The sequence below is a fragment of the Actinomadura sp. NPDC049382 genome (assembly GCF_040677125.1).
In the GTDB taxonomy this organism is placed as follows: domain Bacteria; phylum Actinomycetota; class Actinomycetes; order Streptosporangiales; family Streptosporangiaceae; genus Spirillospora; species Spirillospora geliboluensis.
Genome location: NZ_JBFARO010000049.1, coordinates 46,387 through 57,159, shown reverse-complemented (window position 1 = coordinate 57,159; position 10,773 = coordinate 46,387). Strand labels below are relative to the sequence as shown.

Here is a 10,773-nt window from a genome sequence, read left to right as displayed (position 1 = left end):
GCGCCACGAACGCCCGGAGGTCCTTCTGGGCCGCCTCGCACGGGCGCGGGCCGGCGCGGACGCGCTGATCGCGCAGGGCCTGTTCGGCGCGCCGCAGGGGCGCCTGCTGGCGGGCATCGGACGGCACGCGGCGCAGGCCGGCGACGCGGCCCAGAAGGACCTCCGGGCGTTCGTGGCGCTCGGCGTCGCGACACTGTCGCCCCACTTCGACCCGGCCGACGACGCCATGGCGGAGATCTGGCTCGGGGGGCTCGACCGGGAGCACCGGCTCGGCCGGCAGCCGCAGCCCATCGCGCACCGGAACTGACCGGCGCGACCAGGAACCGACGACGGAGGACCATGGAACTCTGCGCCGACGACCACGGCAGGCTGGAACGCGCCAGGCAGCAGATCTACGACGCCCACGGCGACGACCCGAACGTCACCGGGGTCGGCATCGGCTTCCGCCGCCGCGCCGGGGAGTCGACCGGCCGGCCCGCGGTCGTCGTGCTGGTCGGCAAGAAGCGCCGCGAGGCCCTGGTGTCGCGCCGCCGCCTGCTGCCGCGCACCGTCGAGGTCGACGGCACGACCTACGAGGTCGACGTGGAGCAGGCCGGGCCGTTCTCCGCCGGAGCGCAGACGGCCCTCGCGCCGGCGCGGGCGCCGCTCGCGCCGGCGGGGGTGTCGGACCCGATCACGGGCCGGATGCGGCCGCCGCGGCAGGGCGCCAGCATCTCCAACCCCGTCGACGGGACGACGGCCGGCACGCTCGGCCTGTTCGTCATCGACAACACCGACGACACCGTCTGCCTGCTGACCTGCAACCATGTGATCGCGCGCATGGGGCGCGGCAAGGTCGGCGAGCCGATCGTCCAGCCCGGCACCTACGACGGCGGCACGTCGGCGGACGCCATCGCGAAGCTGAAGCGCTGGGCGCCCATCAGCCCGGCGGGCACGCGGGTCGACGGCGCGATCGCGCAGCTGACCGACCAGAGCGCCTACACCCTGGAGGTCGCGAAGGACCTCATGGCGCCCATCTCCGCCACCCATCCGGTCGTCGGCATGGCCGCGGCCGGCGACTCCTTCGGCGGCAACCTGCTGACCCGGATGGACGCCACGCTGGAGGCCCTCAACGTGCGCCTTCCGCTCGGCCAGCGGGCGGCGGTGTCGGAGGCCGGCCTGCCCTGCGCGGGGCCCGTGCTGGGGCTCGCCGACCCCCAGCCGGGGATGAAGATCGAGAAGGTCGGGCGGACGACCGGCTACAGCTCCAGCGAGATCGTCGCGATCGGCGTGCAGGCGGTCGTCAGCACGCCGATCGGGGACATCCCCTACCAGGACATGATCTACACCGAGTTCCTCATCGCGGCCGGCGACTCCGGGTCGATCGTGTTCGCGGGCGGCAACGGCGACACGCACGTGATGCCCGAATCCCAGGCGGAATGCAAGATACTGCCGGTGCTGAGCGATTACTACCGGCTGCCGCTGGTCGAGGACAATCCGATCGCCGACAAGGTGCGCGACGACTTCTTCATGCAGACCATGACCGGAAGGCTGCTGGTCGAACTCACCTACGTGAACTCCGAGGCGCTCATAGACCGGTTGAAGGATCGGCAGGCGCAATCGTCCGAAGTGGTGTACGCGAAACAGTATTACGACAAATATCACGACTTCATGGAGGGCGTGCTCAACGACCCGGATTCCGCGGAGGTCGTCACCCAGGAGCACCTCGACGACGCCGAGGTCGTCATCGGCGGCCTCGCGCAGAGCGGTGTCCTGAAACCGCCCGAGGTGCAGCTCGCCGTCCAGCTGTACCGGCAGTCGCTCGAACCCACGCTCGGGATGACCAGGCGGGAGGTCGTGGCGTACATGAGCAATCCCGCCGTCTACAGCCAGGTCTACGAGGCCGTCGAGGCGACCGACGGCATCGAGTTGAACGCGCCCTTCAAGCAGATGCCGCCGGAGCCGACCTCGTGACCGCCGTCCAGAGCCCGGCCCCCGGCACGGAGGCGGACTACCCCACCCGGGTCCTGGCGCGCGTCGACGAGCTGGCCGCGGGGCTCGGCCCGTCGCTGCGCGGCCCGGTGGCGGCGCTGGCGGCCAACCCGGGCAAGAGCCTGCGCTCGGGCCTGCTCGCGGCCTGCGTGGGCGACGCGCCCGTGGACCCGGTCCGGATGGTCAGGCTGGGCGCGCTGGTGGAGCTCGTCCATCTGGCGTCGCTGATCCACGACGACGTGGTCGACCGGGCGGCGCTGCGGCGCGGGCAGCCGACCGCGCACACGCTCGTCGGCCCCGAACGGGCGTCCCTCGCGGGGCTGGCCGCCTTCGCGCTGGCCGGGACCGAGTCGGCCGAGCTCGGCGCCGGGGTCGACATGCTGGTCAGCCGGACGCTGCGCGAGCTCGCCCACGGCCAGCTGCTGGACATCGAGCGGACCTTCGACACCGCCTATCCGCTCCAGGACTACCTGGAGCTCACCGAGCGCAAGACCGGCGTCCTGTTCCAGATGACCTGCCTGCTGGGCGCGGCCGAGGCCGGCCGCGCCGAATCCGAGGTCGCGGCGCTCGCGCTGTTCGGCCGCGAGTTCGGGATCGCCTTCCAGATGCTGGACGACTGCCTCGACCTCACCCCGGGCGAGCTCGACAAGTCCGTCGGCACCGACCACATGCTGGGCCTCTTCGGCGCGCCCACGCTGGCCGCGCTCGCCGCCGACGACTCGGGTGCCCTGGCCGCGCTCCTGCTGTCGCCGGACTTCACCGCGGGCGACCTGCCGGCCGTGCGCGCGCTCGTCCAGTCGTCCGGCGGCCTCGACCAGGCGATGGCGCTCGCGCACGAGCACCTCGACTGTGCGCGCGCCGCCCTGGACGGCGTCGGCGAGGACGCCAGGACGGCGATCCTCGCCATCCTGGCGAAGGTCGAGGCCCGGCTGTGACGGTCAGGCGCCCAGGTCCCGCTCCAGCCGCGCGAAGGCCGCGGCCGGGTTGAGCCGCCGCGCGTTCCCCAGGACGTCCTCGTCGGTCTGGTCGCCCTGGAGGATGTTCACGACCACCCGCTCGCGCTCGGCGCCCCGCCCGAACAGCCCCTCCTCGTCCAGCCGGCCGAGCGCGCGGAAGCACGCCTCGAACCGCCCGTCGACCTCCGCGTCGAAGGCGTCCCGGTCCTGGTCGTCAAGGCGCTGCCAGGGGTCGCCGCGCTCGTTCAGCAGGTCCAGGACGCCGGCGAAGTGCTCCTCGCCCAGCATGTGGTACGGCGAGTCGGCCGGGCTCCACCGCAGCCCGGCGGCCTGCTCCTCCACCGTCCCGCCGAACTCCGCGACATAGCGCTCCGCGACCCGCAGCAGCCCCTCCTCGGTGCCGCACGTCGGCAGGATGTAGGCCGCGAACACATCGGAGTACAGCGCGAAGCCGTAGAAGGTCTCCCCGCGGTTCCGCTCCCGCGCCTCCAGGAACGCGGCCCGCCCCGCCGTCACCAGCCGGTCCGCCAGCTCGTCGAAGGACATCCTGAGATCATCCGAGCCGGGCGCGCAGGAGGCAGAACTCGTTGCCCTCCGGGTCCTGGAGGACGACCCAGCTCTCCTCCCCGGTCTGCCCGACGTCCGCGTGCCGTGCCCCCGCGGCCAGGAGCCGCTCCAGCTCGGCGTCCTGGTCCCGGTCCGTCGCGTTCACGTCGATGTGCAACCGCAGCTTCCCAGGGGTCGGCGCCTCGCTGCGGCTGAGGACGAGCGTCGGCTGGAGGCCGCCGAACCCCTCCCGCGGACCGATCTCGACGTCGCCGTCCTCCCGGTGGAGCACCACGTACCCGAGGACCTCGCACCAGAACGCGGCGAGCGCCTCGGGGTCCCGGCAGTCGAGCACCAGCTCGCTGATTCGACAGGCCATGCCCACTCCCCTTCATCACGGACCCGTCCATGAAACAGGAGAATGATCAACACCGCACGCTGGGCCCGACGGCGGCTCCCGTCCGGCGGTCACCGCCCGGTCAGGCGGACGACCGGGTACTCGCGCTCGGACTTGCTCTGGTACTTGGCGATGCGCGGCTGCGCCTCGGCGATGCGCCGCCATGCGCGCTCCCGGTCGGCGCCGTCGAGGCGCTGCGGCGTCACCGGGACGGGCTCCCGGCCGGGCAGCTCGATCGTCGCCCGGTCGGGGTTCGCCATCAGGTTGTCGAACCAGTCCGGGTTCCGGCCGCCGCCGCCGGATGCGACGATCAGCCGGGCGTCGCCCTCGTCCGGGAACCACGCCACGGGCGTCTCGCGCGGCTGCCCGCTCCGGCAGCCGATCGTGTTCAGGATCAGTACGTCCATGCCCATGAACGTGCCGCGCCCCTTGCGGACCTTGCGGGCCATGCGCGCGTTCGCGCGGTGCTGCATCCACCGCGACAGCGCCCCCGGCGTCCCGGGCCGGCGCCCGCCGGCCGCCTGACTGCTCTCTGCCATTGGACTACCTCCAGCCCCTCCCTGCCCGGAGAGAGGTCGAGTAAGTGGTGATCTCTATGCCGGTTCACGCTAGGCGCGGCCCGACGGCCGGCGCTTCTCGATTCCTGACCACTCCTGGAGGTGCGGGGCTTGCCCGTGATCTCGGGGTGGGTCACTCTCCTGATATGAGCGTCGATCTCGCGTGAAGGCGGGCGATCCATGGCCAGAGGCGGCTCGCGGCGGTCCGATGAGCAGTCCGGGTACTCGCTGAACTACCAGTGCTCCCCGCCCGAAGGGATCTCCCTCCTCGTGCTGGTCCTGGTGGTGGGGGCGCTGTGCGCGCTCGTCACGCCGGCCATGGACGCGGGCGTGCCGACTTTCTGGCTGACCCTCGCCAGTGCCCTCGCCGGCGCCTTCATCTGGTCCGGACCGGCGCGCCGCGTCGTGCTGACGGACGGCGGCCACCTGCTCGTCACCGGGTTCGGGCAGCATGTCGACGTCGAGGCCCGCAGCATCACCTCGGTCAGCGTCTCCAGACGGGCGCGCCTCGGGTTCGGGTCCGCGGTCGTCCACTGGACCGGCGGGGAGTTCCGGATCTGGCGGAGCATGAGGTTCACACCTGAACCGCGGCACTCCCCATGGTCCTTGAAGCACGTCACCGGGCGCGGGGGCAAGGACTTCGGCGACCTGGTGTACCGCCTCCGCCTGTGCAATCCGGCGCTGGCCATCGAGGGCGTGCGGCCGCCGGCCTGGGCCCTGCCCCCACCGGTGCCCCTGCCCCCGCCGATGCCCATGCCCCCGCCGATGCCCCGGCCCCCGCAGGGGTGATCGTCGCGGCGGTGGGAACGCTCGGTGCCATGCGCATCGACCTCACCGGACGGACCGCCTTCGTGAGCGGCTCCACGCAGGGCATCGGCCGTGCCATCGCCGCCGGGCTGGCACGGTCCGGGGCCACCACAGTGATCAACGGCCGTTCCGAGCGAAGCGTCGAGGAGGCACTGCGGGCGCTCCGCGGCGACCTCCCGGACGCCCGGCTGCACGGCGTCGCCGCCGACGTCGCCACCGCCGAGGGCGCGCGGGCGGTCACCGAGGCGCACCCCGGCGTCGACATCCTGGTCAACAACCTCGGCATCTTCGAGGCGCGCCCCACACTGGAGATCGACGACGCGGAGTGGCGGCGGTACTTCGAGGTCAACGTGCTGTCCGGGATCCGCCTCGCCCGCCTCTACCTGCCCGGCATGGTCGACCGGGGCTGGGGCCGGGTGCAGTTCATCGCCAGCGACTCGGCCGTGGCGATCCCGGCGGAGATGGTGCACTACGGCATGTCGAAGACGGCGCTGCTCGCCGTGTCCCGCGGCTACGCGAAGGCCGTCGCCGGGACGGGCGTCACGGTGAACACAGTGCTGGCCGGCCCGACCCACACCGGCGGCGTCGAGGACTTCGTGGCCGACATGGTCGGCGACGAACTGCCGTGGGACGAGCGGCAGCGCCGCTTCATGGCCGAGCACCGCCCGAACTCGCTGCTGCGGCGGCTCATCGAGCCGGAGGAGATCGCGAACATGGTCGTCTACCTCGGCTCCGAGCACGCGTCCGCCACGACGGGCGGCGCGCTCCGGGTGGACGGCGGCTACGTCGACGCGATCCTGCCCTGACGCGCCGCCCGCCGACCTCCGCAAGGGGGCCGCCGTTGCCTGGTCACCGGTTGAGTAGCCAGAAGCGGGTGCTGGGCCCGCCGTCCGCCGTCCCGCAGGCTTGGGGCCGTATCCGAACCCCAGAGTATTGGAGGACGTGGTGGATCGGTTCCCGGAACTCTTCGAGCCGCTCACGCTCGGCAGCTGGAGGCGCCGAACCGGCTGGTGATGGCGCCGATGACGCGCAGCAGGGCGGCCGGCGGGCGGGTGGACGGCCTGACCGCGCGGTACTACGCCCAGCGGGCCTCCGCCGGGCTGATCGTGACCGAGGCGATCCAGGTCAGCGACATCGGGCAGGGCTACATCCAGACGCCCGGGCTGCACACCGCCGAGCAGGTCGCGGCGTGGCGGCGGGTCACCGAGGCCGTGCACGCCGAGGGCGGGACGATCGTCGCGCAGCTCGTGCACTGCGGCCGGATCGGGCATCCGGTCCTGTACCGCGACGGCGCCGTGCCCGTCGCGCCCTCGGCGGTCCCGTCCGGCGAGCAGCTGTTCACCCCGGACGGCATGCTGGACCATCCGACGCCGCGGGAGATGACCGCCGGCGACATCGCCGCCACCGTCGCCGACTTCGCCGCCGCGGCCCGCAACGCCATGGACGCGGGCTTCGACGAGGTGGAGGTGCACGGCGCGAACGGCTTCCTGCTGCACCAGTTCCTCTGCGACGGCACCAACCGGCGCACGGACGGCTACGGCGGCTCCATCCCGGGCCGGATCCGGTTCGCACGCCGCTGGCCTACCTGCACGTCTTCGAGCTGCTCACCCGCGACGTCACCCGGATCGTCCGGGAGGAGTGGCCGGGGCGGCTCGTCCTGTGCCCGCACCCGACCGCCGACTCCTTCCCCGCCACCCCGGAGACGGGGGCGGCGGCGCTGCGCGAGGGCGTGGCCGACGCCGTGGCGCTGGCGCGGCTCCGGGGTCAGTGGAACGAGATGTCCGGCGCGGCGCGGGCGGCGAGGCGGCGGAGCCGCTCCCAGGCCGGCGTGTCCGGCTCGGCCGAGTACAGCAGGATGCTCAGCCCCGGCTCGTCGGGCAGCAGGACGCGCTGGTAGTCGAGTTCCATGACGCCCACCTCCGGATGGTGCAGGACGAAGCTGCCGTCGCCGGCGGACCACTCCTCCACCCCGTGCTCCAGCCACATCTTCTCGAACTCCGGGCTGAGGTCAGAGGCGCAGCCGGAGGCGGCCGGAGGCGATGGCCTCCGCGACGCGGCGCTCGGTCCCGGCGGCGTCCTCGGCGGAGGTGTCGAGGACGTGGGGCTCCAGTTCGCCGAGGTCGGCGAACTGGTCCCACATCGTCAGGATCGGGTGCCGGTCCACCAGCGCGTCCGGCGCGGTCCGCGCCTGGGCGCGGGCGAGCGCGACGTCGCGCGCCGGGCGCAGGACCGCGTAGTGGACGGGCACCCGCGGGTGGAGCCGTGCCTGCTCGCGGAAGTGGCCGAGCATCCACGGGCCGACGACCCCGTCCACGACCGTGGTGAACCCTCCGGCCGCGTAGGTGAACGCGGCGCCGGCGATGACGTCCATGACGGTCTCGTTCTGCGCGCGGGACGCGGGCTCGTAGGGCGGGATCGCTCCGGCGGCGATGTAGTGCCAGAAGTCGTCGGTGTGCAGGTGGACGGCCTTGGGATGGCGGCGGGCGATCCGCGCCGCGACCGTCGACTTGCCGGCGCCCGGCGGGCCGGTCAGGAGGGTGACGCTGCTGGGCATGCGTCAACCCTAGGGCGGAGCGCGATGGGCTCAGGACCCCAGGACGGCGCACAGGGCGTCCAGGGCGGGCTTGTAGGCGGAGGCGAGGGGCGTGCTGTAGCCGATGATGAAGCCCTGCGGGCGGTCGGCCGGGTCGTGCCAGTGGGCGCGGAGGGGCATGAGGGCGAGGTCGCGGGACGCGGCGCGGTCCATGATCTCGTCTTCGTCGGGGCCGCCCGGCGGGAGCAGGACCAGGGCGTGCAGGCCGGCGGCGATGCCCTGGACGCGGACGTGCGGCACGCGGGCGAGCAGCGTCTCCACCAGCAGGTCGCGGCGGCGCCGGTAGCGGAGCCGGGACGCGCGGACGTGCCGGTCGTAGGCGTGGCCGCCGATGAGGTCGGCGAGGACGAGCTGGGCGAGCGACTGCGTGTGCGCGTCGGCGAGGAGCTTCGCCTCGGCGAAGGGCTCGACGAGGTGCGCGGGCAGCACGAGCCAGGCGAGGCGCAGTGCCGGGGCGAGGGTCTTGGACGCGGTGCCGCCGTAGACGACGTGGTCCGGGGCCATGCCCTGGAGGGCGCCGACGGGCTGCCGGTCGTAGCGGAACTCGCCGTCGTAGTCGTCCTCGACGATGAGCGCGCCGGTGTCGCGGGCCCAGGCGGCGAAGGCGCGGCGGCGGTCCGGGTGGAGGGTCGCGCCGGACGGGTACTGGTGCGCCGGGGTGAGGACGGCCGCGCCGGCCCGGTCGAGGCCCTCGGGGCGGGCGCCCTCGCCGTCCACGGGGAGCGGGACGACGCCGAGCCCGGCGCGGCCGACGATGGCGCGGTGGAAGAAGTGGCCCGGTTCCTCCATCGCGATCGCCGAGGTGCCCGCGTCCCGCAGGACGGCGGCGAGGAGGCCGAGGGCCTGGGCGTACCCGGAGGTGATCACGATCCGGGCGGGGTCGGCCCGGACGCCCCGCGTCCGGCCGAGGTAGCCGGCGAGGGCCGCGCGCAGTTCGGGGCGGCCGCGCGGGTCGCCGAGCGCGTGCGCGCCGGGCGGCGCGGACGCTAGGACCCGGCGCGTCGAGCGCAGCCACGCGGCGGTCGGGAACGCGCTCAGGTCGGGGCGGCCCGGCCGAAGGTCGTGCGCGGGTTCGCGGGGCGCGTCCGGGAGGGCGGGCGCGGAAGCGGGCGCGGCGGCGGTGGCGGCGACCCGGGTCCCCGAGCCGGGGACGGTGACGAGGTGGCCCTCGGCGGTCAGCTGGTCGTAGGCGGCGGTCACGGTGCCGCGCGAGTAGCCGAGCTCGGCGGCGAGGGCGCGGGTGGAGGGCAGCGCGCCGCCCGGCGCGAGGCGGCCCGCCGCGATCGCGGCGCGCAGGGCCCGCTCCAGGCCCGCGCGGCGGCCGCCCGCCGCGTCGACGGCGAGATGGAGATCGACCGAACTGGACCAGTCTTCCGGCATGGGACCGGATCTTAATCCTGGTCCGGTCGGCGCCTAGATTCGCGGGCATGATCCTTTTCGCCCAGCTCAGCGACGTCCATCTCGATCTCGGCGACCGCGCGGCCGCGCGCGCGGCGCGGGTCATGGAGCACCTGGACGGCCTCCCGCTGGACGCCGTCCTCGTCACCGGCGACATCGCCGACCACGGGGAGCCCGCCGAGTACGAGCAGGCCCGCAAGGTGCTGGCGTCCCGGCACCAGGTGCTGGCCTGCCCCGGCAACCACGACGCGCGCGGCCCCTTCCGGGAGGTGCTGCTAGACGAGCCGCCGGGCGACGGCCCCGTCAACCGCGCGCACGAGGTCGCGGGCGCCGTGTTCCTGATGTGCGACTCGACCGTGCCCGGTGAGGCCCACGGCTTCCTGGACGACGAGACGCTCGCCTGGCTCGATGAGAACCTCGCCGGGAACGGCGACGCGCCGGCGTTCGTCTGCTTCCACCACCCGCCCGTCCCGCTCGGCGCCCCGTACGTGGACGAGATCCGCCAGTTCGGCGCGGAGCGCCTGGCCCGGGTCGTCGAGCGCCACCCGCGGGTCGCGGCCGTGCTGTGCGGGCACGCCCACACGGCGGCGGCCACGACCTTCGCGGGGCGGCCCCTGCTCGTCGCGCCCGGGGCGGTGTCGACGCTCGTCGTCCCGCCGCGCGGCGGCGAGGTCGTGGACCTCGCCGCTCCCCCGGGCCTGGCGATCCACCTCCTGGACGACGAGGGGCGCCTGACCACGCACTACCGCACCGTCTAGCGGTGCGTCGTCCAGGTGCGGGTGATCTCCTCGGCGGCGTCGACGACGAGGGTCCGGTAGCGGTCGATGGCCTCGGGGGTGAAGCGGTGCCGGGGCCCGCACACGCTGATGGAGCCGTGCACCTCCCCGTCCGGGCCGAACAGCGGCGCGGCGACCGAGCCGGCGTCGGCCTGCCGCTCGCCGAGGGAGACGGCGACGCCCTCCCGGACCGTCTCGGCGAGTTCGGCGCGCAGCCGGTCCTCGTCGGTGACGGTCCGGTGGGTCATCGCCGCCAGCGGCCGGCCGAGGATCAGCTCCCGGCGCTCCGCGGGCAGGAACGCGAGGATCACCCGGCCCGAGGAGCCGGCGTGCAGCGGGAACCGGCGGCCGACCTCGACCGTCATCTTGACCTCGTGCGGGCTCTCGAACTGGTCGAGGTAGACCCGCTCGTCCCCGACGAGACCGGACAGCGTGGTGGTCTCGCCGGTCGCGTCCCGCAGCCGCCGCAGCACGGGCGCGGCGGCGTTGCGGACGTTGAACCGGCGCAGCGCGCTCACGCCGAGCGCGACGGCGGCGGGGCCGAGGCGGTAGCCCGCCGTGCCCGCCTCCAGCATCTCGCGGGACACCAGCGACTGCAGGATGCGGTACACGACGGCCTTGGAGATGCCCAGCTCGCGGCTGATGGCGGTGACGCCGAGGTACTCGGGGCCGCCGGCGAACAGCAGCAGCACGTCGGCGACCCGCCCGGCGACCTCGGTTCCCCCCGGCGGCGGCGCGGTGGCGGTCTGGTTGGTCACGCCAAGATCCTAGG

13 protein-coding genes and 1 pseudogene are annotated in these 10,773 nt (G+C 74.1%); 7 read left to right on the top strand and 7 right to left on the bottom strand.

All coding sequences use genetic code 11. The features are described from left to right. The 3 genes from AB0K34_RS26100 to AB0K34_RS26090 form a co-directional block, all read left to right on the top strand. On the top strand, positions 1-307 hold a 307-nt coding region (locus tag AB0K34_RS26100), incomplete at its 5' end, for a hypothetical protein (RefSeq protein WP_364551383.1). Positions 308-339: 32 nt separating this feature from the next. After that, positions 340-1,953 carry a hypothetical protein gene (locus AB0K34_RS26095; protein ID WP_364551381.1) on the top strand — a complete coding sequence of 538 codons (1,614 nt, stop codon included), beginning with the start codon at positions 340-342 and terminating at the stop codon, positions 1,951-1,953. Further along, positions 1,950-2,906 (top strand): polyprenyl synthetase family protein, encoded by a 957-nt coding sequence (locus AB0K34_RS26090; RefSeq protein WP_364551379.1) that lies wholly within the window; start codon positions 1,950-1,952, stop codon positions 2,904-2,906. Before AB0K34_RS26095 ends, AB0K34_RS26090 begins: the two co-directional genes overlap by 4 nt. Before the next feature lie 3 nt (positions 2,907-2,909). On the opposite strand, the gene AB0K34_RS26085 is transcribed toward AB0K34_RS26090, so the two are convergent. From AB0K34_RS26085 to AB0K34_RS26075, 3 genes are all read right to left on the bottom strand, one after another. Then, the gene (locus AB0K34_RS26085) at positions 2,910-3,473 is read right to left on the bottom strand and encodes a DUF4303 domain-containing protein (RefSeq protein ID WP_364551377.1); all 564 of its coding nucleotides are present in this window, start codon (positions 3,471-3,473) and stop codon (positions 2,910-2,912) included. 7 nt (positions 3,474-3,480) lie between these two features. After that, on the bottom strand, positions 3,481-3,852 hold the full coding sequence (locus AB0K34_RS26080; protein WP_138638883.1) for a VOC family protein: 372 nt from the start codon (positions 3,850-3,852) through the stop codon (positions 3,481-3,483). 89 nt (positions 3,853-3,941) lie between these two features. Further along, the gene (locus tag AB0K34_RS26075; protein WP_364551373.1) at positions 3,942-4,409 is read right to left on the bottom strand and encodes a nitroreductase family deazaflavin-dependent oxidoreductase; all 468 of its coding nucleotides are present in this window, start codon (positions 4,407-4,409) and stop codon (positions 3,942-3,944) included. A 198-nt stretch (positions 4,410-4,607) separates the two neighbouring features. Between AB0K34_RS26075 and AB0K34_RS26070 the strand changes: the two genes are divergently transcribed. The 3 genes and pseudogenes from AB0K34_RS26070 to AB0K34_RS26060 all read left to right on the top strand — a co-directional run. Continuing rightward, on the top strand, positions 4,608-5,216 hold the full coding sequence (locus AB0K34_RS26070) for a hypothetical protein (protein WP_364551370.1): 609 nt from the start codon (positions 4,608-4,610) through the stop codon (positions 5,214-5,216). Between the two features lie 29 nt (positions 5,217-5,245). Continuing rightward, entirely contained in the window at positions 5,246-6,040 is a 795-nt protein-coding gene (locus AB0K34_RS26065) for an SDR family oxidoreductase (RefSeq protein ID WP_138638880.1), read from the top strand. A 207-nt stretch (positions 6,041-6,247) separates the two neighbouring features. Further along, positions 6,248-6,748, top strand: a pseudogene (locus tag AB0K34_RS26060) (alkene reductase); the annotation flags it as partial. A gap of 250 nt (positions 6,749-6,998) precedes the next feature. Here AB0K34_RS26060 and AB0K34_RS26055 read toward each other — a convergent pair. From AB0K34_RS26055 to AB0K34_RS26045, 3 genes are read right to left on the bottom strand one after another with little or no spacing between them, the layout of a single operon-like run. Next, positions 6,999-7,220, bottom strand: coding sequence for a hypothetical protein (locus AB0K34_RS26055; RefSeq protein WP_240808143.1), 222 nt, complete (start codon positions 7,218-7,220; stop codon positions 6,999-7,001). A gap of 22 nt (positions 7,221-7,242) precedes the next feature. After that, entirely contained in the window at positions 7,243-7,788 is a 546-nt protein-coding gene (locus AB0K34_RS26050) for an AAA family ATPase (protein ID WP_138638878.1), read from the bottom strand. A gap of 30 nt (positions 7,789-7,818) precedes the next feature. Then, positions 7,819-9,207, bottom strand: coding sequence for a PLP-dependent aminotransferase family protein (locus tag AB0K34_RS26045; RefSeq protein WP_364551366.1), 1,389 nt, complete (start codon positions 9,205-9,207; stop codon positions 7,819-7,821). Between the two features lie 47 nt (positions 9,208-9,254). Between AB0K34_RS26045 and AB0K34_RS26040 the strand changes: the two genes are divergently transcribed. Continuing rightward, positions 9,255-9,983 carry a metallophosphoesterase gene (locus AB0K34_RS26040; RefSeq protein ID WP_138640426.1) on the top strand — a complete coding sequence of 243 codons (729 nt, stop codon included), beginning with the start codon at positions 9,255-9,257 and terminating at the stop codon, positions 9,981-9,983. Here AB0K34_RS26040 and AB0K34_RS26035 read toward each other — a convergent pair. Beyond that, positions 9,980-10,759 carry an IclR family transcriptional regulator gene (locus AB0K34_RS26035; protein WP_138640425.1) on the bottom strand — a complete coding sequence of 260 codons (780 nt, stop codon included), beginning with the start codon at positions 10,757-10,759 and terminating at the stop codon, positions 9,980-9,982. The two genes, AB0K34_RS26040 and AB0K34_RS26035, sit on opposite strands and share 4 nt — an antisense overlap. Positions 10,760-10,773 lie beyond the last annotated feature (14 nt).

Coding starts and splice junctions, on each gene's coding strand:
- AB0K34_RS26075 (WP_364551373.1), bottom strand. CDS start 4,409: ATGGCAGAGAGCAGTCAGGCGGCCGGCGGGCGCCGGCCCGGGACGCCG.
- AB0K34_RS26085 (WP_364551377.1), bottom strand. CDS start 3,473: ATGTCCTTCGACGAGCTGGCGGACCGGCTGGTGACGGCGGGGCGGGCC.
- AB0K34_RS26095 (WP_364551381.1), top strand. CDS start 340: ATGGAACTCTGCGCCGACGACCACGGCAGGCTGGAACGCGCCAGGCAG.
- AB0K34_RS26070 (WP_364551370.1), top strand. CDS start 4,608: ATGGCCAGAGGCGGCTCGCGGCGGTCCGATGAGCAGTCCGGGTACTCG.
- AB0K34_RS26045 (WP_364551366.1), bottom strand. CDS start 9,207: ATGCCGGAAGACTGGTCCAGTTCGGTCGATCTCCATCTCGCCGTCGAC.
- AB0K34_RS26080 (WP_138638883.1), bottom strand. CDS start 3,852: ATGGCCTGTCGAATCAGCGAGCTGGTGCTCGACTGCCGGGACCCCGAG.
- AB0K34_RS26055 (WP_240808143.1), bottom strand. CDS start 7,220: ATGTGGCTGGAGCACGGGGTGGAGGAGTGGTCCGCCGGCGACGGCAGC.
- AB0K34_RS26040 (WP_138640426.1), top strand. CDS start 9,255: ATGATCCTTTTCGCCCAGCTCAGCGACGTCCATCTCGATCTCGGCGAC.
- AB0K34_RS26065 (WP_138638880.1), top strand. CDS start 5,246: ATGCGCATCGACCTCACCGGACGGACCGCCTTCGTGAGCGGCTCCACG.
- AB0K34_RS26050 (WP_138638878.1), bottom strand. CDS start 7,788: ATGCCCAGCAGCGTCACCCTCCTGACCGGCCCGCCGGGCGCCGGCAAG.